Origin of the sequence: Pseudoalteromonas sp. KAN5 (assembly GCF_022846535.1) — a bacterium.
In the GTDB taxonomy this organism is placed as follows: Bacteria; Pseudomonadota; Gammaproteobacteria; order Enterobacterales; family Alteromonadaceae; genus Pseudoalteromonas; species Pseudoalteromonas haloplanktis.
This window is the reverse complement of the sequence record NZ_AP025589.1, coordinates 264,544-289,003: the sequence shown is the minus strand read 5'-3', so window position 1 is coordinate 289,003 and position 24,460 is coordinate 264,544. Positions and strand designations below refer to the sequence as shown.

Sequence of the window (24,460 nt, the reverse complement as noted above, 5' to 3'; positions counted from 1 at the left end):
GGGAATGAGGGAACATTCATGGTGTTTTGTGATCTTATGAATCGCCAAAAACAACCGAACTAAACACCATGAATGCTTCAACTATTTTGCACAATATGCTCCGCGCTGTCACCCCTAATTCTATTCATAAAGCTAGATTTAATACTCTCGTTGCTGCCGTTAAATCTCTTTTACACTGCCAGCAATGCACCTTGACTTCTATCGGTCGCAATTTGGATTCAAAAACAACTGAAAAACATGATATCAAGCGTATTGATCGACTACTCAGTAACCACGAGCTTTTGCGTGAATCAACATCAGTGTATGTTCGCTTAAGCCGTTTTGTGGTCACTGAAAAGCATCCCGTCATTTTGGTTGATTGGAGTCATGCTGATACACATACCAAATACTGTATTCTGCGTGCCAGCATTGCCAGTGAAGGTCGTTCTTTGACCTTATACCAGGAAAGCGCATTCAGCTTTCAATATCATTGCCCAAAAGTTCAAAAGCGGTTCTTAAAGATGCTCAAACTGATCTTGCCGAGTGATTGTCGGCCCGTCATTGTGACGGATGCAGGCTTTAAAGTCCCTTGGCTCAAAGCCGTGCGGAACAATGGCTGGCATTATATCAGCCGAGTTCGTGGGACAGCACATTTGAAAACGCAGTGCAGCGATAAGTTTATTCCATGCCAGTCACTATTCAAAAACAATCTACGTAAGAGCCAGTATCTTGGTGCGACTGAGCTGACCAAGAATGCAAAATATCAAACTCATGCAGTGTTGGTTGGCAAGGGACATAAGTTATTAAAAAGAGATAAAGAACGTGGCTATAAGGAGCCTTGGTTACTCGTTTCTTCACTTCCAAAGAGGCACCACTTTCTCGAAAAAGTGCTTAAGCTATATGGTATGAGAATGCAGATAGAGGAAGGGTTTCGAGACCAAAAAAGTGTAAGGTTCGGCTTAGGCTCAGATCTGCACAGAACGAACAAACTCAATCGATTAGACATACTGTTACTGCTTGCCACGCTGGCCCATTGGTTCTCAATGATGCTGGGTGCAGTGATAGACAAAGCAGGAAAGACAGGCGCTTTTCAAGCTAACTCAACCAAAAACAGACGAGTAGTTTCATGGGCATTTGTTGGGCTGCGATACTTCAAAAAACAGTCCATAAAACTGCGACGGCGAGATTATTTGGAAGGGCTAGCCTATTTAGTGCAAGTGGTAGTGAAACTCGATTGGAAAAATATGGATGTGAGTGATGTAATTGAAATTTAATCATTATTTTTGGGGATCCCTTAGGGTGCTGAGCTGGTAACTATCAAGCCCAAGCCTTTTAATATTCAACGTTTAATGCGTGGCGAAGAACTCACAATCACCGCCGACGTGTATGAAGGTGATTATAGAAATGGTGGTAGTTTAATTTATGAAAATAGAACAATTGTTTTTAATAAACTACTTTATGCGCGCGAGCTTAATAAGTTAAGCCCAGCATCAAAATGGCAACAATACGATATGATCACACTCAATGAAAATGAGCGAATTTATATCCATCAAATCACCCAAGCACCGAGTTTTAACCACCTAATTTATGTCGACCTAACCAGTCCTTGCTTGCAAAAGTTCTCAACTACCCAGCTGGTCCCGAGTGTTAGTGAGCTCACTTATAAGTTTGTAAATTGCGGCACCTTAAAGCCGCTTTATTTTGATGTTGAAGGTTTGCAGTCAAAGTGACTGAAAACTCAACGAGGTATGTGAAATGTTGTTTATAACATTGAAAAAAACATCTTTGCCTTTTCATCAGGCATCGCTTGCTCTCCCCAATAGTAAACATAAGAGCGCCCATCACTGCCATAAAACTATACCCAATGATTGTCCCATTGAAGGTATACATTTTCTACTTCAACACCTTTACCACGCCAATAATCATCAGTCCACTTCATCCCTGCTGAACTAGCAGTACTGAAAAAAACACATAACAAGAAAACACCCATTTTAAACATATTAAACTCTCAAAAAATTATTTTAGCTTTATTATAAAGCTAAAATTGCAATAAATAAAAAGGCAAGAAGAAAGACCTGACCCTATTCTTTTCACTAAAAAGATCAAGAAAACACAGCTGCCTGCTTGACCGGAACTTTCTAATGGGTGACCCAGAGCAAGAGCATGAAAAATCACTTGCTCTTCAATACCTTTTCTAGATAGCACTCGTTTCTAGCGGCTTTTAGCTGTTTAGCACGTACACCTTTGTTAAAGGATGTTTCTTTCTTCAATAAATTCAATGCAATATGCCTAACACCAGCAAACACTTCTGCCGCACCGTCTCGGCGTATACGGCAGCCATCTTCATTCATTGCCACGTCCAAACACCAGTGAAGGCTGTTCTCGATATGCCAATGCGCTCGTGTGGCTTCAGCTAGTCTTTGCGCATTCAAGTTCGCGGAGCTTATGTAATATCGATATGTTAATTCACCTTGCTGTTGGTTATCCTGTTTACGATAAGACACTATCACGCCTACACTTTGTAAATTGGGCCAGCTCGCACTTGCTGGTATATGGGCCATATCATGGCAGACAACAGCCGCTCTGAACTCTTCTCGTCCTCGTTGATAATCTACTTCATTTAGTAGACTGCCATTCGCTATTTGGTGTGTGATTTCTGGCTGTAAGCGTTGTTTTACTTGTTCAAATAAGCTGCCCTGATTAGCTTTGAGTGCCAGCAAATAATCTGCTTCTTTTTCTATAATTTGCTTCGCAATCTCCTTTTGGCAGCCCATTGCATCAATGGTCACTAAGCAACCTTTTAACTCTAGTAACTTTAGTAACTCTGGGATTGCGGTGATTTCATTGGACTTCGAGTCGGTCTTACACTGACCTAACGTCACACCATTTTCACAGGCAAACGCACTGACAATGTGGATAGCATCTTTTCTATCTGGCTGTTTAAATGAACCTTTTAGCCTTTTTCCATCAATGGCAACCACACTGCCGTCTGTTAGCTCACTACAGCTTTGCATCCATTGAGAGAAACTAGCTTGAAATTGGGTCATATCGATGCGGCTTATAACCCTTGCAATCGTGTCGTGCCTTGGCACACCGTTGGCTAACGCTATAAATTTACGCAACCAAGGTAGTTTATCATGGGCAAAATCTTCAATTTCTTCCCAGCCTTGGCAACCTGCTATTACGGCACTGATAGTTAGAAACAGAATATCGAATAATGGATGTTGCACTTTGCCTTGCTGGCGTGGGTCATCAATGGAAGAGAAATGTTCAAACAATGTATCGGCTGACATAATTGGGCTGCTTAATTAGAAAAGCAGTATAAGATCATAAATTTATGTCAAGGTAAAGTTCGTGATCTTGCCCTGATGGGTGACCCTATTTATTACACTCTAATTAATTAATTTTAAAATTAACAAAATTACTATCTAAATGTTTATTTTTTCCCCAATCCATATACCTAAATTTTATTTCATATTCACCTTTCTTAAGTTTATGCCATTCCTTAATCCAATCTAAATCTACCTTTGACCCATATATGTTAAACCTAGGTATTTTTACAACTTTACTATGTGACATATCGAAGTTCGCCAAAGATAGCTGTGTATCTATCACATTACCATTCTTATCTATCACAACTGGGCATATATTTGATTTTTGTTTACATGAGCCAACAATAAATACATGCGGATAATATTTTTCTGGCATATTTTCACCATTATCAAAAAAAAAATAGATACTACTTTTATTTTTGAAAGCAATTAACTCTTCAGCTTGAATATTAAATACAGATAAGAAAAAAAATAATGATGCTATTTTTAACATGTTATTCCCCTAGAAGTTCTATTATCAATGTGAATATTTATACAATTATCATTTCTATTACTTTGCAATATCCCCACCTGTCTTTCCGTTAACCTAAAACGCTGATTGTGTTTAAGTTGAGCATCATAAGCTGAAACTTCTAATAAGCGAGAAGATTCCATTCCAAACTGCCCAATATACCTACTACCATTTTTTATATGATCCATTTCATGAAAAAGAGTTGAGCCGGTAAAACCAAGTCCTTCTTGTAATGTACTCAAACTGACAGAAATTCCATTGTCTTTAATTAAAGCATAATGCTTCAAAGCACTGTCAAATTTAGGATAGAAAAACTCACCACGATCTTCAAAATCAATCCCCCAGTATCCAGCAGCAAAGTTTAACGCCTGCTGATGTAAGCCACTATTATTTTCTGATATGCCTCTAGCCACTAAGTCATTAAATATTTTTTCAGCTTTTCTGTGTTCTTGAACCTCCCCCATTTTTTCTGCATTATACCACCATTGCATTGCATTGCTGAGGTGACGGCGCCATTGGCAAACTTTCCACCTGTAAGTTTAGATACGGTGCCACCCACAACCCCTGCAATCGCGGTACGGCTATATGCATTACCAAATTCAGTGGTTTTCGGATTCATAAACCCTTTCATACTGGCGGTGACTAAGGAGCTGACAAAGCCATGGCCAAACTTTCCTCCTTGAAGAACAGCAGAAACGCCTCCTACCATCGCATGTGATGCCACATTTTGAACAGCAGCCCACCCACCAACATCAAAATCTAATTTAGTACCTACTTTCACTGAAACAGCCACAGTCATCGCCGTTGATATACCTGCTTTAAGCCTAAAACCAATATAACCACATGATTTTTAGGTTAAAAAACACTCCAAGATGCGTAAACTCCATACTATACTCACTGCCGAATCGAGTATCGGAATACTAAATTTTTCACGCCTGTTTATACAAAGCTCCTACTATAAGCGCTAGACCTTGCTGCATTTCCTCGCTCGATTGGCCGGCAAAACCAAGCCGGATATGGCTATAGTTTACAGGCTTTAAACTACGTACTGAGTTGGCATAGTAAAATTCGACTTCGGTCTGTAAATATATACCTTGCTTTGCTAACTGCGCTTTTAAATGGCGCGTGTCTTCATTCAAGTTCACCCACATTGCCATACCACCGTCGGGCTTTATGTAGTCTATGGGAAGCCCTTTTGCTTGTAACGCTGTTAAATAGCTATCCATCGCTTCATAGCGCTGTTTATACAACTTGGTCATGCGCTTTAAATGGCGCTCAAAAGCGCCTTCTTTCATCCAATGTGCGACAGCTAATTGCATGACTACATCGTTCTTATGATTCATCAGCTGCTTCCACGCGGTTAATTGTGCTAATACTTCCGGCGCTGCACAAATATAACCGATGCGTGCGGCTGAAAACATAATCTTTGAAAACGTCGATACATAAATCACAATGCCTGCGGGGTCATCGGCGGCCATCGGTTGTAATGGATGACAGCGATAATGAAATTCGTGGTCGTAATCATCCTCGATGATCATCACATTGTGGGCATAACACAGCTGATAAATTTGTAAGCGTCGCGTGGGTGATAAAGTCACGGTAGTTGGATATTGGTGCAGCGGCGTTAAGTACAACAATTTAATTGGATAACGCTGCAGCTGAGCTTTTAAATCATCAACACATAAGCCTTCATTGTCTTGTTTTATATCAATCAGCTGTGCGCCACAGGCTGCAAATGCGTGCCTTGCAGGCGGATAACCGAGAGTTTCTACAGCAACAAAATCACCGTTTGTTATAAACGCTTTTGCGATTAAAAACAGTGCTTCTTGCGAGCCATTGCAAACCAATACATCGTTTGCGTTTAAATTACGCGCTTTGTATAAATAATCGCAAATATGCGCTTTTAGCTGCTCGTTACCACTGATCTGCCCATAATGCAGCTGGTTAACGTCTAGGTGATTACACACATAACTGATTGCGCGTTTAAACTCTTTATGTGGGAAACTGGCAAGATCAGGCAAGCCACCGGCAAAGTTATATTTATACGCGGTTAAATCCATGCCAGCAGCAGGCACGGCCAAGGTTTTGGCAAATTGATAGGGGTTTGCTTTTAATATTGGAGTATTCGATGTGTTGATACTACTTTCAATGGGCAATGATTTGGTAACTCGATAACCTGAGCGCTCGTGGGATTCAAGCCAGCCTTCAGCGACTAATAATTGCAATGCATTCATTACCGTATGCCGATTTAACCGATAAGTGTGTGCCATGCTTCGTGCTGAACTGAGTTTAACTCCCGGAGCAAGCTTACCGTGCATGACTGCACTGCGTATCGCGTCGGCCAGTTGCAAATACTTGGCTGGCTCTAAATCATCAAACTCAATGGCTAAAGGCTGCATCATTGCTCCACAAAATGTCAAACTGGTCTAGTTAAAAAGCTAAAACTGGTTGTTTATTACTTACCAAACCAGCGTACCTTAACAGTAAGCAATAACCAATTAAAATCCAAGGAATGTTATGTTTAGCAAACAAAGCCTGTGTACAGAGCGATTATCGCTAGTGCCCTTATCTGCCAACCATCTTGAAGGTTTATATCAAGCAGGACAAGATCCGCAAGTATGGCGTTGGGTATTGATGAATTACACGCAAACCCGAACCATGCTCACTGAATGGTTTACCAATACCGCACAATTTCACGCTCAACAGCAAGTGGTATACGCCATTATTGATAAAGCAACACAGCAAGTGCTAGGCACGACTCGACTATTTGCTTTAAATAAACAGCATTTAACTGCTGAGATTGGCCACACTTTTATCGGCACAGCTTGGCAGCGCAGCTTTGTAAATACACACGCTAAATATTTGTTACTGTGTTACGCGTTCGATGAATTAGGGCTGGTACGGATCACCTTTAATACCCATGAAAAAAACACTAAATCTCGTAATGCTATTACCCGTCTTGGCGCAAGATTTGAGGGGATTAGCTATAAAGACAGATTACTCGCTGATGGCTCATCCCGAAATACCGCTAGGTTCAGTATTATTGATGAGCAATGGCCAGCAATAAAGTCGCAGCTAGAAGGAAAACTATAATGTACCCAGCAGAGCATTTTCAACAACATGATGGTAAGCAATTACAGCAGTTAGTAAATAGTTATCCACTGGCAACTATTTTAATGCCAAATTCTCAAAGCCAGCTTAATGATATTTGCCACGTGCCGTTATTATATGACTTAGAGCAAAAAGTTTTTATCGGCCATGTTGCTAAATACAATCCACTATCGTTACTCGATGGTCAATCTGTGAACTTACTATTTAGTGGCGAGGATTGTTATTTATCACCCTCTTATTCGCAAAACAAAACTTTGCCCAGCTGGCTTTATTCGAGTGTGTATATAACCGCTCAAGTGCGGCTCATAACAAATACAGATAAAAAAGAGCAAATCATGCAACGGCTAACGGATCACTTTGAGCTGCATTTTAGCAAACCTGATACAACTAAATGGCAACTAGATGAGGTACCCGTCCAGCATCGCCATGCAATGTACCAACAACTGAGTTTTATTGAATTTATCCCATGTCACTGGCGTGGCAATTTTAAACTTAGTCAAAATAAGTCAACTGCGATAAGGCAGACCATAAAAGAAAGTTTATTAAAACACGGGAAAGAAAGTATTGCGCAGCTATTTGATAGTTAAAAAATTACAGTTACAAAAAAGCGCCAAACTGGCGCTTTGAATGGAATGCTAATTATAAATGGGCTGAAAATAAAAACAGCTCAAGCTTAGTAACCACTAAACTTGAACTACTTTTGACAACATCTTCACACACAATTATAAAGATTCGGTTTTGGTGTAGTTCATACACCTTGTAAATTTGCTAATGAACGCTATGTTCATCTAATTGCGTGGCTAAAAATAAAAACAGCTCAAACTTAGTAACCACCAAGCTTGAACTACTTTTGACAACATCTTCACACACAATTATAAAGATTCGGTTCTAATATTCTTCAGTATATAGTGTAGATTCGCTACTGAACGATAAGTTCATTTAATTGCGTGGCAGTAAAATAAAAACAGCTCAAGCTTAGTAATCACTAAACTTGAACCGCCTTTGACAACATCTTCACACACAATTATAAAGATTCGGTTCCAGTGCAGTTCAATACACATTGTAAATTTGCTAATGAACGCTATGTTCATTTAATTGCGTGGCAGTAAAATAAAAACAGCTCAAGCTTAGTAATCACTAAACTTGAACCGCCTTTGACAACATCTTCACACACAATTATAAAGATTCGGTTCTAGTGCAGTTCAATACACATTGTAAATTTGCTAATGAACGCTATGTTCATTTAATTGCGTGGCAGTAAAATAAAAAGCAACTCAAGCCAAGTTAATCCCTAACTTGAGTCGTCTTTTTGACAACATCTTCACACACAATTATAAAGATTCGGTTCTAGTGCAGTTCAATACACATTGTAAATTTGCTAATGAACGCTATGTTCATTTAATTGCGTGGCAGTAAAATAAAAACAGTTCAAGCTTAGTCACCACTAAACTTGAACCGCCTTTGACAACATCTTCACACACAATTATAAAGATTCTTTGTTAGCGGCTCTTCGCTTCCTTGAAACTAAATTTAGTGTAATAGCTCAAGGCTGACAACTGATAAAAATAAATCCGATAGATGAAAAAAATTAACCCATATACTTTAGTCTATATTTCGACCTAAAAGTTTACCTAAATGTTAAATAAAACAACCTTTAATTGTTTTATTTTTGATAATAAACAATTAATTACATATAAATTAAAGTAACTCTCACGTTTTAATAAAATGATTGCAGCTATAGTTTAAATATTTTTTTATGTGAATGTTTAGATATAATATTCCTATTGAAATTAAAAATAAGAATATTAGGATATTGATATGATTCGCAATGCCATACTACTATACTTACTTAGTTGCTCATTTATTTTAACTGCTACACCTATTGCAACTCATAAAGTTGAAGGGCTGAATAAGCCTGCTATTAAACCCACAGATCTTGCTCCTGTACTTGATTCTCTGGCAACTCATAGCGCAATTACCCGAAAAAACCTGGGGCAATCATTTTTAGGTCAGCCAATTGATGCCTTCTATATTGGTTCAGGACCAATTAAAGTAATGCTGTGGAGCCAAATGCATGGGGATGAAAATACAGCAAGTGCGGCATTGATGGATTTTCTTAGCTATGTAATCGACGATGAAAATAAGACGTGGCGAAAAAGCTGGCAAAACAAATTATCATTAATGGTCATTCCAATGATTAACCCTGACGGAGCACAACTACAAACGCGTTTTAACGCGCAAGGCATCGATCTAAACCGAGACGCTAAAGCGCTGAGAACGCCTGAAGGCCAGCTTTTAATGGCTGCGGCGAAAAGTTTTAAGCCAGACTTTGGCTTTAATCTTCATGACCAAAACGCTTATTACGGTGCAGGTGAAAAAGGCCTCCCTGCAACCATATCTGTTTTAGCTCCTGCATATAATCAGCAACGTGAAATTAACCTAAGCCGTGGCAATGCCATGAAATTAATTGCGCAACTAAGTAAACTGATTGAACAAGAGGTTCCCAATCACTTAGCAAAGTATAATGATAGCTACTCATACCGAAGTTTTGGTGATACGTTTTCTGAAATGGGGATCAGTACCATACTGATAGAATCTGGCGCCTACCCTCATGATCCAAACCGGCAGGTTGCTCGCAAAATCAATCGGATGCTGTATGTACAAATGATTGATGAGCTGATATCTGACAAGTGGCAACAACAAGAAATAGCAACCTACCAAGCAATCCCGTTTAATGTTAAGGATGCATGGGTAGATTTACTCATCAATGATGTGACGATTCTCAGCCCACAAGGCAGCTACGTTACTGATATTGCGATTAACGCTAAAGGACGCTACCCACAAATCAATGAGCTGGGAGATATAAGCAGTATTCGACAGGGGTTTACCCAGCTAGATGCCCACACACTCAGCTTTGATGCAGGTAAAGCTTACCCACTAGCAAAGCCATTAGACCTTACAACCGAGAAGTATCGTCAACTATTAGTACAAGGCTACAGCTGTTTTTCTGGTGATTTAACACTAATCAACAACCAAAGTGACTGGTTAAGCTATCAATGTGCCAATACGCTTTCAGCTATGCCTACTCGCCATGGCGCTGCGGCTTTTATATTACGTGAACAAGGTACTGCCAAATATGCCGTGCTAGGAGAGCAATTAATTAAATTGTAAACGCAAAAAAGCGCCCACCTGGCGCTTTTTACTAACCTAAACTTAAATTTTCAGTCAGAGAAAAATTATAAAATTTGGTTTTCTTTCCAAACTTGCTCTTTGGCCATACGCTTTTTGCGTTTATCGCATGGATCATCGCAATCACAGGCCTTATCGATACCAACAGAGCCTAAACCGCCACAACTACTAGCCATAGACTTCTTTTGCACTATCATGCCTACAGCCATTGCTGCAACGATTAAAATCAATAAACCAAAAGTAAGAAGAAAAAGTGACATTGCTTAGCCCCTATTGTTCAGCAATAAAAATGCTTGATGCTAGTCATCAAGCTGCGTGTATTATAAACCGCTTTGCGCTTGTCTACAAATAGGGTTTGAATGCTGGGCTAGAATAGGTCACTAATCCATCATCTGATTTGCCAATTAAGTACACGGGTAAATCATATTTTTCAGCATAAGCCTTAGCTTTATCCATTCCCATTACCGTTAGCGCTGTTGCAAGGCCGTCAGCAGTCATCGCGGATGGATGTAGTACAGTCACCGATACTAAATCATGGCGACTCGGCATCCCAGTTGCTGGATCAATTAAATGACTGTAAGTAACCCCTTCCATTTCATAAAAAATACGGTAATCACCAGATGTGGCAATACCATTATTACCCGGCGCTAAAACGCGATGTACTTTACGCACCCCAGGCTCTGTATCCGGCTGCTCTATCGCGATGCGCCAATCTTGATCATGAGGTTTTTTACCGGCAACTCTTAATTCACCGCCAATCTCAACCATGTAATTAGATAAATCGTGACTTTCTAATAACTCAGCCACTTTATCTATGCCATAGCCTTTTGCAGTAGCTGAAAACGACAGCTCCAAACCATCGATTGTTTTTGCTAATCCTTGCTCCGTCAGTATTAATTTATCAACGCCAATTTGTGCAATCATCGCTGATAACTCTGCGTCGGTTGGACGTTTTGTTGGTTTTTTATCAGGGCCAAAACCCCATAAATCAATTAATGGGCCCATAGTTACATCAAGGGTTTTTGTTGATTCGCCAAGACGGATAGACTCACTAACAACCGCTCTAAAATCGTTACTAATTGGCATCACTTGCTCCGCAGCGAGGCGATTAAATGTATTGATCTCAGAATCGGGTATATAGGTCGACATTGATTGATTAATATCTTTAAGTAGCTGAGTGATCTCTGGCTGTAAGTTCAATGCGTCTAACTTGTCTTGCTTGGCAAACACCTTTATGTGATAGGTCGTCCCCATCGTTTTACCTTCAAGGTAAAGCTCTTGTGGTTCATCGCTCTGGCCACAGCCACTAATGAGTAAAGTGAGGGTAAGGAAGAATAAGGCAATGATGCCTTGTGGATGAAATACTCTATTCATTGCAGCCTACTTAGTTAAGTTAGAATATAAAAAAGCCCCGTAACAGCTATTGTTACGGGGCTAGTATTTTAACTAATTTTATTTAGTTTTGGTATTAACCACCGAAATCATCTAGTAAGATATTTTCGTCTTCAACACCTAAGTCTTTCAACATATTGATAACAGCGGCGTTCATCATTGGAGGACCACACATGTAGAACTCACAATCTTCCGGCGCTTCGTGATCTTTAAGATAGTTCTCAAATAACACGTTATGGATAAAGCCAGTATAGCCTTCCCAGTTATCTTCAGGCTGCGGATCTGAAAGTGCTGTATGCCATACGAAGTTATCATTTTCAGCCGCTAAGCCGTCAAAATCTTCTACGTAGAACATTTCACGTTTAGAACGCGCACCATACCAGAAGCTCATCTTACGCTTAGAGTTTAGGCGCTTAAGCTGGTCAAAGATATGTGAACGCATTGGCGCCATACCAGCACCACCACCTACGAATACCATTTCAGCGTCAGTGTCTTTGGCAAAGAACTCACCGAATGGACCAGAGATAGTCACTTTGTCACCTTCTTTTAGTGACCAAATGTACGATGACATTTTACCACAAGGTAAGCTTAAATCTCTTGGTGGCGGCGTAGCGATACGCACGTTAAGCATGATGATGCCTTCTTCTTCTGGGTAGTTAGCCATTGAGTAAGCACGAATTGTTTCTTCGTCTACTTTTGACTCCAGCTTGAAGAAACCAAAATGGTTCCAGTCGCCACGGTACTCTTCTGGTACATCGAAATCAGCGTATTTAACGTGGTGCGCAGGGGCTTCAATTTGAATATAACCACCGGCACGGAACGGTACTGATTCACCATCAGGAATTTGTAGCTTAAGTTCTTTAATGAACGTTGCTTTGTTATCGTTAGAGATAACTTCACAATCCCATTTTTTAACACCGAAAATTGACTCTTCTAGTTCAATTTCCATGTCGTTTTTAACATTTACCTGACACGCTAAACGACAGCCTTCACGGGCTTCACCTTTAGAAATGTGATCAAGTTCTGTTGGTAGGATATCACCACCACCTTCTTTAATGTGTACACGACACTGACCACAAGAGCCACCGCCACCACATGCAGATGATACGAAGATACCTGATTCAGATAGCGCACCTAAAAGCTTGCTACCTGCTGATGTTTTAATGGCTTTATCTGGGTCGCCATTAATGCCGATGATGATGTCACCGCTTGCAACTAACTTAGATTTAGCACCAATGATGACTAAAACTAGTAGTACAACGATAGCGATGAAAACACCAACGCCTAAGAAAATCTCATAACTCATGATTTATCCTCGCTACCTATTAAAGTGAAATACCAGAGAATGACATAAAGCCAAGACCCATTAAACCAACTGTGATGAAGGTAATACCTAAACCACGTAGGCCATCTGGCACGTCTGAATATTTCATTTTTTCACGAATACCAGCAAGTAATGTAATTGCTAGCGCCCAACCTACACCAGAACCGATACCATAAACCACAGACTCGCCGAAGTTATAGTTACGCTCTACCATGAAAGATACCGCACCAAAGATTGCACAGTTAACTGTGATCAATGGTAGGAAGATACCTAACGCGTTATATAGTGCAGGGAAGAACTTATCTAATGCCATTTCAAGAATTTGTACTAGTGCTGCAATTACACCGATGAAAGTCAAGAAACGTAAGAAGCTAAGATCCGCTTCAGGATAACCAAGCCATTCTAATGCACCCGGTGCAAGAACCGCATGATAAACCAAGTTATTTACCGGTACAGAGATACCCAATACCACGATAACTGCCACACCTAGGCCGATAGACGTTGTTACTTTCTTTGATACAGCAAGGAAAGTACACATACCTAAGAAGAAGGCTAAAGCTAAGTTTTCAATGAAAACCGCTTTTACGAATAAACTAATATAATGTTCCACTATCTACCCCTTACCCTTTCGCTTCTACTTGGTCTTTCTTATAAGTACGAAGTACCCATATGAATAAACCAATGATGAAGAACGCACTAGGAGGTAAAATCAATAGACCCATAGGCTGATACCAACCGCCATCTTGTACAAGAGGGATGATTTCAGCACCAAACAATGTGCCTTTACCAAATAGTTCACGAATAAAGCCAACAGTAAGTAACACTACTGAGTAACCTAAGCCATTACCGATACCATCAAGGAACGACATAAGCGGCGGTGACTTCATCGCATACGCTTCTGCACGACCCATTACGATACAGTTAGTAATGATTAGACCAACGAATACCGACAACTCTTTAGCCGTAGCATAAGAGAAAGCCTGAAGTACTTGGTCAACAACGATTACTAGCGACGCAATGATGGTCATTTGCACGATGATACGTACTGATGACGGGATCTGGTTACGAATAATTGAGATAAAGAAGCTTGAGAATGCTGTTACCAAAGTCAACGCAATTGACATGATTAACGCATTTTTTAAGCTCGACGTTACCGCAAGCGCAGAACAAATACCAAGTACTTGTAACGCGATCGGGTTATTTGCCAGTACCGGTCCAAATAGGACCGACTTCATTTCTTTAGTATCAGCCATTATTTCAACGCTCCTTTACGCACTTTCTCAAGGAAAGGACCAAAGCCGTTTTCACCAGTCCAAAAATCAACTGCGTGATCAACACCGTTAGACGTTAAAGTTGCACCTGAAAGGCCATCAATTTGATGATCATTTTTAGCGCCACTTTTTACAACATCAACTGGTAACTCTTTACCACCCCATGTTGCTGTCCATTGTGGGTTTTGAATTTCACCACCTAGACCCGGTGTTTCATTGTGCTTATAAAAGTTAATATCTTTAACTGTTTCGCCATCGCTTTCTAGCGCTAAGAAACCATACATTACACCCCAAAGGCCGTAACCTTGGATTGGTAAAATGATAGCGTCTGTAGAACCGTCAGCTTTTTTCGAGATATAAACAGGTGACTCTTTAGTCATGCGCTGAATACCAGCGATGTCTTTGATGCCTTCTGCTTTTAATGCAAAACTAATTTTTTGGTCAAATTTGCTTTTTTCAAAGTCAAATGAGTTAGGGTCAGTTTCAACAAACTCACCTGTTTGCATGTTTACCACGCGCGCTTCGATTTTTGCGTTGAACGTATCAGAGATATTTTCAACAGCATCAATACCCGCTGCAGCTAAGATATTCTTTTGAATATCTTGCGTTTTGTTAGCTTGCTGTAAAGGGCGAAGCTGAACTGAAGCAAACGATACGATGATTGCGCACACTAAACATAGTGCAACAACAACGGTTAGCGTTTTGCCGATTGATTCGTTATTACTAGACATTACGTGCCAACCTCCGCTTGATATTAGCTTGCACTACAAAGTGATCAAATAATGGCGCAAATAAGTTAGCAAATAAAATCGCTAGCATCATACCTTCTGGGAAAGCAGGGTTTACTACGCGGATCATCACTACCATAAAGCCGATTAATGCACCGTATGCGAATTTTGCTTTGTCGGTAAAAGCAGCAGATACTGGATCTGTCGCCATGAAGAACATACCAAAAGCAAAACCACCTAGTACTAAGTGCCAATGCCAAGGCATTGCAAACACTGGGTTAGTCTCTGAGCCAATTGCATTTAATAAGAATGCAGTTGCAACCATACCCAAGAATACACCTAGCACGATACGCCAAGACGCAATTCGCACGTAGATTAAGAACAAGCCACCGATTAACAATGCAAGAGTCGATGTTTCACCTACTGAACCTTGAATGAAACCGTAAAACGCATTCCACCATAGCTCCATGTTGCTGTAATCTAGTGAACCAACAAACGCTTGACCTAGCATAGTTGCACCAGAGAACGAATCTACTGCTGTCCATACTGTGTCACCTGAAATTTGCGCTGGGTATGCGAAGAATAAGAACGCACGGCCCGCTAAAGCAGGGTTTAAGAAGTTACGGCCAGTACCACCAAAGATTTCTTTAGCAATAACAACACCGAATGTAATACCTAATGCAACCTGCCATAGTGGAATAGTTGCTGGTAGGATCAATGCAAATAATACAGAGGTTACGAAGAAACCTTCGTTAACTTCATGCTTACGTACAGAGGCAAACAATACTTCCCAAAAACCACCTACAGCAAAGGTTACTGCGTAGATTGGTAAGAAGAAACATGCTCCGTAGAACATTTTTGCGCCCCATCCAGATTCAGCCGTTAATTCACCGCCAAATAACTGAAATAAACCTACTTGCCAAGAGTTTGCTAGTTCAAAACCTTGTGCTAAAGCACCCGCGGCCTGATGACCGATATTGAACATACCAAAAAACATCGCAGGGAATGTCGCCATCCACACTAAAATCATCATACGTTTTAGGTCGATGTTATCACGAACGTGTGTTTTGCCTTTATTTACATAACCCGGGGTATAAAAAATAGTTGCCGCTGCTTCATACAGTGCATACCACTTTTCATGTTTACCACCGGCTTCAAAATGCGGCTCGATATCTTCTAGAAATTTCTTTAAACCCATCTCTCTAGCCTTCCTTCTCGATCGTAGTCAAGCAATCGCGTAGGATTGAACCATACTCGTATTTACCTGGACAAACGAAGGTACATAACGCTAAATCTTCTTCATCAAGTTCAAGCGCACCTAAAGCAATAGCACCGTCTAAATCACGTGCAATTAAGTCACGTAATAAAAGCGTTGGTAAAATATCTAAAGGCATTACACGCTCATAGCTACCAATTGGTACCATGGCACGTTTTGAACCACCTGTTGACGTCGTCATTTTAAATAAACGACTCGGTGTAAGGTGAGATAAGAATGTACGTGTTACAGAGAATTTGTCTGTACCTGGAGCAATCCAACCAAACAATTCTTTTTCACGACCTTCAAGTAATACTGATACTTGAACATGGTAGCGACCTAAGAATGCTTGAGGACCTTGCGAAATAGCACCTGATAAAACAGAACCAGAAATAACACGGTTATCACCGTCTTCTAGCTCACCGGCAACTAAATCATCAAGCGCTGCACCTAGTTGAGTTTTCACTAAACGCGGGTTTTTAACACGAGGACCAGCAAGCGAAACCACACGATCAGTGCTAATTTCACCCGTTAGGAATAAGTGACCAAAGGCAATAACATCTTGGTAACCAATATGCCAAACTTGCTTGCTTGCAGAGACTGGGTCTAAGTGATGGATATGTGTGCCAACAAGGCCAGCCGGATGTACGCCACCAAACTCATGCACTTCTACTTGAGGGATTGATGAACTAGGTACTTGGCTACCTGCTTGTTTACAAACAAATACTTTACCGTCAGTTAAACGCGAAACCACAGCTAAACCCGCTTCAAATGCTTGCGCATTTTCAGCAATAATTACCGCAGGATCTGCAGCAAGAGGGTTAGTGTCGATTGCGGTCACAAAGATAGAGCTAGGATTTGCATCCACAGCCGCAACTTTGCTAAATGGGCGAGCACGAAGCGCCGTCCATTGACCTGACTGAATAAGTACTTCTTTGGCTTTTTCACGGTCGAGGCTCGAAAGTTGCTCAGCTGAGAAAGAGTCAAAGGTGATTTGCTCACTGCCATTTACTTCAATAACGACAGATTGCAGCACACGTTTTGCACCACGATTAATTTCTTTTACTGTACCAGCAGCTGGGGCAGTAAATAATACACCTGGGTTCTTTTTGTCTTCAAAAAGTACCTGGCCTTTTTTAACTTGGTCATCCACACGAACATGCATGGTTGGACGCATACCAATAAACTCTTCACCTAGCACAGCTACACGTTTGACGGCAGAGCCATCATGAATAACTTGCTGAGGTGCGCCCTCTATGGGTAAGTCCAGACCTTTTTTTATGTTGATCATACGCACTTGCACTACATTAACGGAAAGAAACTGAAAAATCGTACCAACCACGTCGCCTTTGTGACTACTCAAGCTAAATTCAAGATATCAAAGAACTACCTGTTTTAATCTCAAAACAAGCAACGCAGTTAAACTCCTCACATATATTGCCCGAATTTTAACATTAATCGTGACTACTATGCGAGTGTAAATATGAAATTTATACGACAGATGTGGTTATTTAGCTCAATCGCCGCATTTGAATAAAATTCAATATAGACCAAAGTGCTATTGCTCGCGAGCAAGGAGAGAAATTAAGCAAAAATACAGAAAAAAAGATTGATCATAAAAAAAGTCGCCGTAGCGACTTTTAAACAATCAATTGTTGATTAATCAATCAAATTGGCAATCGGAGCAACGGCATCAACCTCTTGCTCATAATCAACCGAATCAATACCAAAACCAAATAAACGTAAAAACTCATTATGGTAACCCACATAATCCGTTAATTCGTCAATTGTTTCAGTAGTAACTGAGTCCCACACAGTCTGGATACGTGCTTGCACGTCATCTTCCAGTTCTTTGTAGTTTTGGAATAAATGACCGCCGTCATCAAAACGTGGAGAATCACCATATAAGTTCTCAGTGAATAACGCGTGAATTTGCTCAATCGTCCCTTCATAAGTGCCATCGGCTTTCATTACTTTGAATAAAGCAGAGATATAAAGTGGCATAATAGGTATAGCAGAGCTTGCTTGTGTTACTACGGCGTTAAGTGACGAAACGTATGCTTCACCATTTAATGACTTAGTCGACTCTTTAATAGCAACCGTTGCACGGTCTAAATCTTCTTTTGCTTTACCGATCGTCGCATGACCGTAAATTGGCCATGTCAGCTCTTTACCAATGTAGGTATAAGCGGTAGTTTTGAAGTTGTCAGCTAGAACGCCTGCTTCTTTTAAAGCGCCTATCCACATTTCCCAATCTTCACCACCCATTACTTTGATGGTGTTATCGATATCTTCTTGGCTTGCCGCCTCGACAGTTATTTCATCTATTTCACGCTTTGACGTATTCAGGTTTTTCGTCGTCACAGAGTTGCCAATTGGCTTAAGCGTAGAAGAATATGTTTCACCTGTATTTGGATCAGTACGGCGCGGTGATGCCAAGCTGTAGATCACTAAATCAACTTTACCTAAATCAGCTTTGATTGTTTCAATCGTTTTTTGCTTGATTTCGTTTGAGAACGCATCGCCATTGATATTCTTAGACCAAAGCCCAGCTTCGTCGGCCGCATTTTGAAACGCTGCAGTGTTATACCAACCCGCAGAACCGGTTTTACGCTCAGTGCCTTCTTTTTCAAAAAAGATACCTAAGGTTTTAGCACCACCACCAAACGCAGCAGTAATGCGCGATGCAAGGCCATAACCTGTAGAAGCACCGATAACTAGTACATTTTTAGGCGCATTTTTTAGCTCGCCTTGTTGTTTTACATAGTTAATTTGTTCTTGTACGTGCTCTGCACAGCCTACTGGGTGGGCATTTGTACAGATGAAACCGCGAATTTTAGGCTTAATGACCATTGATCATCCTATATCTATCTCAATAAAAATTAGCGCTAGTTTAAAGGCTAATTGTAAAAATACAGGTCTGATGAGTGTTATGCCCAATCAAACCTGGCCGTTAATCTAATTTAGAACCGCCCAAACAGGTAGGCGAATCAGCAACCTGACCACTTTGCCCACTAAATTCTTCAGGGGTAAAGGTATGAATTGCTAATGCATGAATATGATTTGCAAGCTCATTTTTTAATATTTCGTTAATTTGTCGATGGCGTTGCAATAAACGTTTGCCGCTAAACTCTTCGCTAACAACAATCACTTTAAAGTGCGACTCTTCACCGCGACTATGCATATGACTTTCATTAATGACATTAAGGTGCTTGCAAGCAATCGCGTCTGCTATTTTGCTTTGTATCTGCTGCTGCATTGACATATAAAGGGCCGATCCATAACTAATGAGGGCCATACTATAACAACTAAGTTTGTAAATTGGCTAGCTGGGTTTTGGTAAAATATACCTGAATGTCAAACTTATACGAGGGTGAGCTAACGTTGTTTGCTTTGCAATTGCGTGTTGGTAATCCCGCTGGCTGTCACCATGCATCACTAAACAACTGCCACTGTGAAGTAATAAATCGGTTACTTTATTACTGGCCTTATGTTTTAGTTTTAACACCCGCTCTGCACCTAAAGAGATACAGACAATCGTTGGCTTTGGTCCGAGTTCAATTTCATCATCACTGTGCCAACCCATAGTGTCATTGCCATCGCGGTAATAGTTGACCAACAAAGAATTAAACGGTTGTTGTAAATGGCGTTCCAATCGTTTTCGCATGGCTAATAACACCCTAGGCCAAGGTTCAACCACTAACTTACTGTGTGAGTAACCATATTCAACCTGGTTATCACTAATAAAACATTGCAACCGTGGGATTGGGCCTGTTCGCCCATAAACGGTGGTATTGGGTTGCTGCCAATTTAAACTTTGCTGCAGATGATAAAATAAATCGAGGCTTTTTTGTGCGCTCAATGCGCTTCTTTGATAAGAAAAGCCATTTGGTAACATATGGGGGTTGGCCTTTTGCCGTTGCATGTTAGAATTTACCTATCAATTGATTACCGATCATTAAACTATTATGACCACGCAAGCACAGCTCGGCGATACAACCTTTACTCTTGAACGTTTTCCGTTAGATCAAAAAAACCGCAGCTTACAAGCTTGGGATTCTGCTGACGAATATCTAATTGACTATGTTACTGAACATTATCCCGATTGTCGCTCTTTGCTGATCTTAAACGACAGCTTTGGTGCTTTGTCCTGTTATTTTAGCAAACAGCAGTTAACGGTTTGTTCAGTGAATGATTCATATATTAGCCACCAAGCTGCTGCTTACAATTTAGCTGAGAATAAAATTGCGACTACAGCTTTTAGTCAGCTTGATAGCTTATCTGCTTTGCCTGAGCAGGTTGATTTGGTGATTTTAAAAGTGCCACGCACATTAGCTTTTTTACAATACCAACTCTCAGAGCTCAGTGAAGTATTAGCCCCCGGCACAGCGGTAATCGGGGCAGCTAAAACCAAAGATGTACACAACTCGACGATTAAAGCATTTGAGCAGTTTATAGGTGAAACTAAAACCAGTTTAGCCGTTAAAAAGTCACGTTTAATTATCAGTCATGCTGAAGGTGGCTATAAAGCCGCAGATTTTCCTGTCAGTTGGCCACTTGAAGGCAGCGACTTTACCATTAGTAATCATGCCAATGTATTTTCTCGTGATTCTCTAGATATTGGTGCGCGGTTCTTTTTTAATTACTTACCACAAACCAGTAAAGCCAAAAGCATAATTGATCTAGGTTGTGGCAATGGTGTGGTGGGGTTAATGACGCTCGCGCGCTGTCCAAACGCTGAGGTCACCTTTGTAGATGAATCCTATATGGCTGTTGAATCAGCACGGTTAAACATAGAACTCAATATGGAAGATAAGTTCGAACAGTGTTCATTTATTGAAAATGACTGTTTAACTGGGTTTGAGCGCGAAAGTGTAGATATGGTGCTATGTAATCCACCTTTCCACCAAGCACAAGCGGTGACCGATCACATTGCATGGCAAATGTTCAAACAAGCCAAAGATACCTTAAAAAATGGCGGTGAATTACGTATTATTGGTAATCGCCACCTAGACTACCATGACAAACTAAAACGCATGTTTGGCAACTGTAAGTTACTTGGTTCAAATAAAAAATTTGTAGTATTAAGTGCGACTAAAAATAATGGGATGTTATAACCATGATGAAATACATTTTACCTAGCTGTGCTTTATTAGCACTGTCGGCCTGTACTAGCCAACCGAATCAAATGATCTTGAATCCGGTTTATCAGGGCGGCAAGCTCAGCTCTATTAGCCAAAGCTTAAATACGAGTGTGATTGATTTACGTGGTGATCCTGCCACTTTAAAATTAATTACTTCAGATAAAACGCAAACCATTGCCAGTCAAGGGCTAACAGAATCAATTAAAAGTGCCCTAGATAGCGCACTTAGCCGAAATGGCGCCAGTATTTCAAACTTAGCAACCACACGCTTTGAAGTTGATATTCATACCTTACAAGCTGTCGTGACAGAAAAGCTGGTTACCCACACTAGCGATGCAAAAATTGAACTTGGCGTACGGGTGATCCGTAGCAGCAGTAACTTTAGTAAAATCTACCGAGGTAATGCCAGCCTTGAAGGACCGCTTGGCCATGATCGAGCAAAAATTGAAGGTCAACTTAATAAGTTGACTGAGCAACTAATAACCCGCATGGTATCAGACCCTGAATTACTTGCATTTTTAGAAGGTTAATCATGAAACGTGTATTTTTATTAGCGGTTTTATTACTGTTGAGCCAACCATTGATAGCAGCAACCGAAGGACGCTTTGTTCAGAAAAACAATATGTTTCCTCGCGTAGAAATCACCACCACGATGGGGAAAATAGTCATTGAAATGGATCGCTCAAAAGCTCCTATCACCGTCAATAATTTTCTAACTTATGTTATGGATGGTAGCTATAAAGGCACTGTGTTTCATCGTGTAGAGCGAGATGTAGAAAACGATCGTGACTTTGTTATTCAAGGTGGTGGCTATGACAAGGAGTATGATGGTGTCTATGAGGGTGAGCCAATCTTTAACGAAAGTGGCAATGGTTCAAAAAACGATATGTACAGTATTGCCATGGCCTACCAAGATCGCCAGCCGCATTCTGGCACTCGCCAGTTCTTCTTTAATATGGATGATAACGACCACCTAAACCCAGGCAAAGATTGGGGCTTTGCTGTTTTTGGCATGGTAATGGAAGGTTATGAGACGCTTGATAAAATCATGCAGGTCGAAACTGGATTTAACGAGAAAATTGGTTATGACTTCGTACCTAAAACTCCCGTTGTCATTTTAAATATGACGGTATTAGAGCCAACTCCATTATAATTATTAATAAAGAGAGCGAGTCGCTCTCTTTGCCATTGAAGGCGTTATGACTAAAAACTTGTCGATAGCAGAATATTTTTCTTACTTTAAAGATAAACGCCTTATTAATGTGTTTATCTTTGGCATGAGCAGTGGTTTTCCTTGGGTATTAATTGGCTCAGTAATGTCAGCTTGGCTCAAAGATGAAGGCTTAAGCCGTAGTATGATCGGATTATTCGGCATTGTTTTTGGTGCGTACAGTATAAACTTTTTATGGTCCCCTCTGGTTGACCGTATCAAACTTCCCCTGCTTTATAATTGGCTTGGTCAACGCCGTAGTTGGATACTGCTTTGCCAAAGCTTTATTTTACTTGGTGTGGTTTTATTGGCGGGACTCGATATCACCGCTCATTTAGGCGTCGCTGCTGCTTTATGTTTACTCATTGCTATCGCCTCCGCTACCCAAGATATCGCAATTGATGCGTTTCGTATTGATACCTTAGATGAAAACGAAAGCCACAAAGCGACCGCAGCCGCTGCTATGGCCACTTCAGGTTGGTGGAGCGGCTATGCGCTACTGGGCGCTATCCCCTTTTATATGGCGGATATGCCAAACATTGATTGGCCACAAGTATATTACTTTTTAGCAATGATCATGCTGCTGCTAATGAGCTGCGTGTTTTGGGCAAAAGAGCCTAAATCAAATCGAGAAGCTGTGCACGCTGAGTTAGAGCGTATTTACCAACAAAAACTATCTCTTGGTAAGCAAACACAGTTAACTAAGCTGGCCGCATGGCTCGCGGTGACGGTGTTCGACCCATTTAAAACCTTCTTCGCCCGTAACGGGGTTAAAACTGCACTCGCCCTACTGGCCTTTATATTCTTATTTAAAATTGGCGAAGCATTTTTAGCCCGTATGTCGATTGTATTTTATAAAGAGGTTGGTTTTAGTAATACACAAATAGCCAATTACTCAAAGCTGGGAACTGGTTTAATTACCATCGTGTTTGCATTTTTAGGCAGTATTTTTAATCATAAATACGGCATCGTAAAAGGGTTATTTATCAGTGGTGTGGCAATGGCGGCATCTAATCTAATGTTTTCATGGATAGCATTAGCCGGACCACAAGAGCATTTATATGCAATGGCGATTGTTGTAGACGGTTTTACTCAAGCATGGTCGTTAGTGGCTATGGTGGCATTTATATCAATGCTTTGCGATCGAGCATTTAGTGCAACACATTATGCATTGTTAGCATCATTAGGGAATTTAGGACGAACATTACTATCAAGTTATAGTGGTGTAGTGATTGATGATTGGCTTAGTGGTAATTGGTCGCTGTTCTTTATTTTAACTGCTTTAATGGTATTGCCATCATTGATATTTTTATATCTAATTCGTCACCGGTTGTATGCATTAGAAAGTAGCTATCACGGCAGTAAATAAAGTTTTGAAAAGGGAGAAAGTAATTAATGGGGGAATAAATTATTGATGAAAGCGCTTCCCTGCGCTTGCTAAAAAAACTAATTATTAGTCTTCTTTTAATAAGCCTAAACCTTCATACGGGTCGACTTCTAGCGCATCACAATAACGTAGAAATTCAATCACGTCTAAACGGCGCTCTTGGTTTTCAATTTTACCAATGAATGAATGCGGTGTACCAAGTACTTGAGCAAGGCTACGCATTGTATGACCTTTCTCATGACGCTTAGTTTTAAGCCATTTGGTTAGTTTTGAGTTTTCTTCAGAAGAAACTGTTTTACCCATCATAAAAAACATCTCCTACTAGATGATTTAAAGTTTAATTAATTAAGAGTGAAAGTTTGCCCGTCTCACTCTTGGATACATTATATACTATTCACAACCATGTGAAATAACTAATTTCTAGCAATTACCCGTTACGGGTAATTGCTATTATAGGCTATTAACTTTATTGTAAAACAAACATTAAAGTTAATAGTCTAATTTTAGTTCCTCTTTAATGTAACAAATAAATTATTGAAATGAACCCTTTTTACGATAAATTATTTTTAACTTTAAAATTAAATAGTTATGCTAATAAACTGTATAATCATTACAAAAGAGAGAGAT

The 24,460-nt window shown here is 40.3% G+C and carries 25 protein-coding genes and 1 pseudogene; 9 read left to right on the top strand and 17 right to left on the bottom strand.

The genetic code is table 11. From position 1 onward, the window contains the following. Positions 1–68 precede the first annotated feature (68 nt). Both KAN5_RS01255 and KAN5_RS01250 read left to right on the top strand, forming a co-directional pair. Positions 69–1,253, top strand: a complete 1,185-nt coding sequence (locus tag KAN5_RS01255) for an IS4 family transposase (protein WP_244390249.1) — start codon at positions 69–71, stop codon at positions 1,251–1,253. Positions 1,254–1,280: 27 nt separating this feature from the next. Next, a pseudogene (locus KAN5_RS01250) lies at positions 1,281–1,709 on the top strand (hypothetical protein); the annotation flags it as partial. A gap of 441 nt (positions 1,710–2,150) precedes the next feature. Here KAN5_RS01250 and KAN5_RS01245 read toward each other — a convergent pair. From KAN5_RS01245 to KAN5_RS01225, 5 genes are all read right to left on the bottom strand, one after another. Further along, positions 2,151–3,272, bottom strand: a complete 1,122-nt coding sequence (locus KAN5_RS01245) for an ISAs1 family transposase (protein WP_244390248.1) — start codon at positions 3,270–3,272, stop codon at positions 2,151–2,153. A 103-nt stretch (positions 3,273–3,375) separates the two neighbouring features. Next, entirely contained in the window at positions 3,376–3,804 is a 429-nt protein-coding gene (locus KAN5_RS01240) for a hypothetical protein (RefSeq protein WP_244390247.1), read from the bottom strand. After that, complete coding sequence (locus tag KAN5_RS01235) at positions 3,798–4,313, bottom strand: hypothetical protein (RefSeq protein ID WP_244390246.1); 516 nt, start codon at positions 4,311–4,313, stop codon at positions 3,798–3,800. The genes KAN5_RS01240 and KAN5_RS01235 overlap by 7 nt, the downstream gene beginning before the upstream one ends. Further along, positions 4,235–4,615, bottom strand: coding sequence for a hypothetical protein (locus KAN5_RS01230; RefSeq protein WP_244390245.1), 381 nt, complete (start codon positions 4,613–4,615; stop codon positions 4,235–4,237). The genes KAN5_RS01235 and KAN5_RS01230 overlap by 79 nt, the downstream gene beginning before the upstream one ends. Positions 4,616–4,751: 136 nt before the next feature. Next, positions 4,752–6,221 (bottom strand): PLP-dependent aminotransferase family protein, encoded by a 1,470-nt coding sequence (locus KAN5_RS01225; RefSeq protein WP_244390969.1) that lies wholly within the window; start codon positions 6,219–6,221, stop codon positions 4,752–4,754. A 118-nt stretch (positions 6,222–6,339) separates the two neighbouring features. Between KAN5_RS01225 and KAN5_RS01220 the strand changes: the two genes are divergently transcribed. From KAN5_RS01220 to KAN5_RS01210, 3 genes are all read left to right on the top strand, one after another. Further along, positions 6,340–6,915 (top strand): GNAT family N-acetyltransferase, encoded by a 576-nt coding sequence (locus tag KAN5_RS01220; RefSeq protein WP_016708700.1) that lies wholly within the window; start codon positions 6,340–6,342, stop codon positions 6,913–6,915. Continuing rightward, positions 6,915–7,520, top strand: coding sequence for an FMN-binding negative transcriptional regulator (locus KAN5_RS01215; protein WP_244390244.1), 606 nt, complete (start codon positions 6,915–6,917; stop codon positions 7,518–7,520). Before KAN5_RS01220 ends, KAN5_RS01215 begins: the two co-directional genes overlap by 1 nt. A 1,231-nt stretch (positions 7,521–8,751) precedes the next feature. Next, a complete protein-coding gene (locus tag KAN5_RS01210) occupies positions 8,752–10,104 on the top strand; it encodes a M14 metallopeptidase family protein (RefSeq protein WP_244390243.1) in 1,353 nt (450 codons plus the stop codon). 65 nt (positions 10,105–10,169) lie between these two features. Here the strand turns inward: KAN5_RS01210 and nqrM are convergent, their stop codons facing one another. From nqrM to KAN5_RS01155, 11 genes are all read right to left on the bottom strand, one after another. After that, positions 10,170–10,382 (bottom strand): (Na+)-NQR maturation NqrM, encoded by a 213-nt coding sequence (gene nqrM, locus KAN5_RS01205; RefSeq protein ID WP_016708695.1) that lies wholly within the window; start codon positions 10,380–10,382, stop codon positions 10,170–10,172. Between the two features lie 82 nt (positions 10,383–10,464). Then, a complete protein-coding gene (locus tag KAN5_RS01200; protein ID WP_138554739.1) occupies positions 10,465–11,496 on the bottom strand; it encodes an FAD:protein FMN transferase in 1,032 nt (343 codons plus the stop codon). A gap of 94 nt (positions 11,497–11,590) precedes the next feature. Next, positions 11,591–12,820, bottom strand: coding sequence for an NADH:ubiquinone reductase (Na(+)-transporting) subunit F (gene nqrF, locus KAN5_RS01195; protein WP_016708693.1), 1,230 nt, complete (start codon positions 12,818–12,820; stop codon positions 11,591–11,593). Between the two features lie 19 nt (positions 12,821–12,839). Then, positions 12,840–13,448: an NADH:ubiquinone reductase (Na(+)-transporting) subunit E gene (gene nqrE, locus KAN5_RS01190; protein ID WP_016708692.1), complete on the bottom strand. Its 609-nt coding sequence runs from the start codon at positions 13,446–13,448 to the stop codon at positions 12,840–12,842. Positions 13,449–13,458: 10 nt separating this feature from the next. Beyond that, positions 13,459–14,091, bottom strand: coding sequence for an NADH:ubiquinone reductase (Na(+)-transporting) subunit D (locus tag KAN5_RS01185; RefSeq protein WP_016708691.1), 633 nt, complete (start codon positions 14,089–14,091; stop codon positions 13,459–13,461). Next, the gene (locus KAN5_RS01180) at positions 14,091–14,840 is read right to left on the bottom strand and encodes a Na(+)-translocating NADH-quinone reductase subunit C (protein WP_016708690.1); all 750 of its coding nucleotides are present in this window, start codon (positions 14,838–14,840) and stop codon (positions 14,091–14,093) included. Before KAN5_RS01180 ends, KAN5_RS01185 begins: the two co-directional genes overlap by 1 nt. Beyond that, positions 14,833–16,035: an NADH:ubiquinone reductase (Na(+)-transporting) subunit B gene (locus tag KAN5_RS01175; RefSeq protein ID WP_016708689.1), complete on the bottom strand. Its 1,203-nt coding sequence runs from the start codon at positions 16,033–16,035 to the stop codon at positions 14,833–14,835. Before KAN5_RS01175 ends, KAN5_RS01180 begins: the two co-directional genes overlap by 8 nt. A 4-nt stretch (positions 16,036–16,039) precedes the next feature. Next, a complete protein-coding gene (locus KAN5_RS01170) occupies positions 16,040–17,383 on the bottom strand; it encodes a Na(+)-translocating NADH-quinone reductase subunit A (protein ID WP_029216129.1) in 1,344 nt (447 codons plus the stop codon). Positions 17,384–17,751: 368 nt separating this feature from the next. Next, positions 17,752–18,945, bottom strand: a complete 1,194-nt coding sequence (gene fabV / locus KAN5_RS01165) for an enoyl-ACP reductase FabV (protein ID WP_244390242.1) — start codon at positions 18,943–18,945, stop codon at positions 17,752–17,754. A gap of 100 nt (positions 18,946–19,045) precedes the next feature. Next, a complete protein-coding gene (locus KAN5_RS01160) occupies positions 19,046–19,357 on the bottom strand; it encodes a BolA family protein (protein ID WP_244390968.1) in 312 nt (103 codons plus the stop codon). A 60-nt stretch (positions 19,358–19,417) separates the two neighbouring features. Next, on the bottom strand, positions 19,418–20,017 hold the full coding sequence (locus tag KAN5_RS01155) for an alpha-ketoglutarate-dependent dioxygenase AlkB (RefSeq protein WP_138554743.1): 600 nt from the start codon (positions 20,015–20,017) through the stop codon (positions 19,418–19,420). Between the two features lie 43 nt (positions 20,018–20,060). Here KAN5_RS01155 and KAN5_RS01150 point away from each other — a divergent pair, with 43 nt between their 5' ends. The 4 genes from KAN5_RS01150 to KAN5_RS01135 are packed head-to-tail and all read left to right on the top strand — an operon-like array spanning position 20,061 to position 23,815. Next, positions 20,061–21,209 carry a methyltransferase gene (locus KAN5_RS01150; RefSeq protein WP_138554744.1) on the top strand — a complete coding sequence of 383 codons (1,149 nt, stop codon included), beginning with the start codon at positions 20,061–20,063 and terminating at the stop codon, positions 21,207–21,209. Positions 21,210–21,211: 2 nt separating this feature from the next. After that, positions 21,212–21,766 (top strand): YajG family lipoprotein, encoded by a 555-nt coding sequence (locus KAN5_RS01145; RefSeq protein ID WP_016708683.1) that lies wholly within the window; start codon positions 21,212–21,214, stop codon positions 21,764–21,766. 2 nt (positions 21,767–21,768) lie between these two features. Continuing rightward, complete coding sequence (locus KAN5_RS01140; RefSeq protein WP_016708682.1) at positions 21,769–22,389, top strand: peptidylprolyl isomerase; 621 nt, start codon at positions 21,769–21,771, stop codon at positions 22,387–22,389. A gap of 46 nt (positions 22,390–22,435) precedes the next feature. Continuing rightward, positions 22,436–23,815 carry an MFS transporter gene (locus tag KAN5_RS01135; protein WP_244390241.1) on the top strand — a complete coding sequence of 460 codons (1,380 nt, stop codon included), beginning with the start codon at positions 22,436–22,438 and terminating at the stop codon, positions 23,813–23,815. 84 nt (positions 23,816–23,899) lie between these two features. Here the strand turns inward: KAN5_RS01135 and KAN5_RS01130 are convergent, their stop codons facing one another. Next, a complete protein-coding gene (locus KAN5_RS01130; protein WP_016708680.1) occupies positions 23,900–24,139 on the bottom strand; it encodes a helix-turn-helix transcriptional regulator in 240 nt (79 codons plus the stop codon). Positions 24,140–24,460: the final 321 nt, after the last annotated feature.

Coding starts and splice junctions, on each gene's coding strand:
- KAN5_RS01255 (WP_244390249.1), top strand. CDS start 69: ATGAATGCTTCAACTATTTTGCACAATATGCTCCGCGCTGTCACCCCT.
- KAN5_RS01245 (WP_244390248.1), bottom strand. CDS start 3,272: ATGTCAGCCGATACATTGTTTGAACATTTCTCTTCCATTGATGACCCA.
- KAN5_RS01240 (WP_244390247.1), bottom strand. CDS start 3,804: ATGTTAAAAATAGCATCATTATTTTTTTTCTTATCTGTATTTAATATT.
- KAN5_RS01235 (WP_244390246.1), bottom strand. CDS start 4,313: ATGCAATGGTGGTATAATGCAGAAAAAATGGGGGAGGTTCAAGAACAC.
- KAN5_RS01225 (WP_244390969.1), bottom strand. CDS start 6,221: ATGCAGCCTTTAGCCATTGAGTTTGATGATTTAGAGCCAGCCAAGTAT.
- KAN5_RS01220 (WP_016708700.1), top strand. CDS start 6,340: ATGTTTAGCAAACAAAGCCTGTGTACAGAGCGATTATCGCTAGTGCCC.
- KAN5_RS01215 (WP_244390244.1), top strand. CDS start 6,915: ATGTACCCAGCAGAGCATTTTCAACAACATGATGGTAAGCAATTACAG.
- KAN5_RS01210 (WP_244390243.1), top strand. CDS start 8,752: ATGATTCGCAATGCCATACTACTATACTTACTTAGTTGCTCATTTATT.
- nqrM (WP_016708695.1), bottom strand. CDS start 10,382: ATGTCACTTTTTCTTCTTACTTTTGGTTTATTGATTTTAATCGTTGCA.
- KAN5_RS01200 (WP_138554739.1), bottom strand. CDS start 11,496: ATGAATAGAGTATTTCATCCACAAGGCATCATTGCCTTATTCTTCCTT.
- nqrF (WP_016708693.1), bottom strand. CDS start 12,820: ATGAGTTATGAGATTTTCTTAGGCGTTGGTGTTTTCATCGCTATCGTT.
- KAN5_RS01185 (WP_016708691.1), bottom strand. CDS start 14,091: ATGGCTGATACTAAAGAAATGAAGTCGGTCCTATTTGGACCGGTACTG.
- KAN5_RS01180 (WP_016708690.1), bottom strand. CDS start 14,840: ATGTCTAGTAATAACGAATCAATCGGCAAAACGCTAACCGTTGTTGTT.
- KAN5_RS01175 (WP_016708689.1), bottom strand. CDS start 16,035: ATGGGTTTAAAGAAATTTCTAGAAGATATCGAGCCGCATTTTGAAGCC.
- KAN5_RS01170 (WP_029216129.1), bottom strand. CDS start 17,383: ATGATCAACATAAAAAAAGGTCTGGACTTACCCATAGAGGGCGCACCT.
- fabV (WP_244390242.1), bottom strand. CDS start 18,945: ATGGTCATTAAGCCTAAAATTCGCGGTTTCATCTGTACAAATGCCCAC.
- KAN5_RS01160 (WP_244390968.1), bottom strand. CDS start 19,357: ATGTCAATGCAGCAGCAGATACAAAGCAAAATAGCAGACGCGATTGCT.
- KAN5_RS01155 (WP_138554743.1), bottom strand. CDS start 20,017: ATGCAACGGCAAAAGGCCAACCCCCATATGTTACCAAATGGCTTTTCT.
- KAN5_RS01150 (WP_138554744.1), top strand. CDS start 20,061: ATGACCACGCAAGCACAGCTCGGCGATACAACCTTTACTCTTGAACGT.
- KAN5_RS01145 (WP_016708683.1), top strand. CDS start 21,212: ATGATGAAATACATTTTACCTAGCTGTGCTTTATTAGCACTGTCGGCC.
- KAN5_RS01140 (WP_016708682.1), top strand. CDS start 21,769: ATGAAACGTGTATTTTTATTAGCGGTTTTATTACTGTTGAGCCAACCA.
- KAN5_RS01135 (WP_244390241.1), top strand. CDS start 22,436: ATGACTAAAAACTTGTCGATAGCAGAATATTTTTCTTACTTTAAAGAT.
- KAN5_RS01130 (WP_016708680.1), bottom strand. CDS start 24,139: ATGATGGGTAAAACAGTTTCTTCTGAAGAAAACTCAAAACTAACCAAA.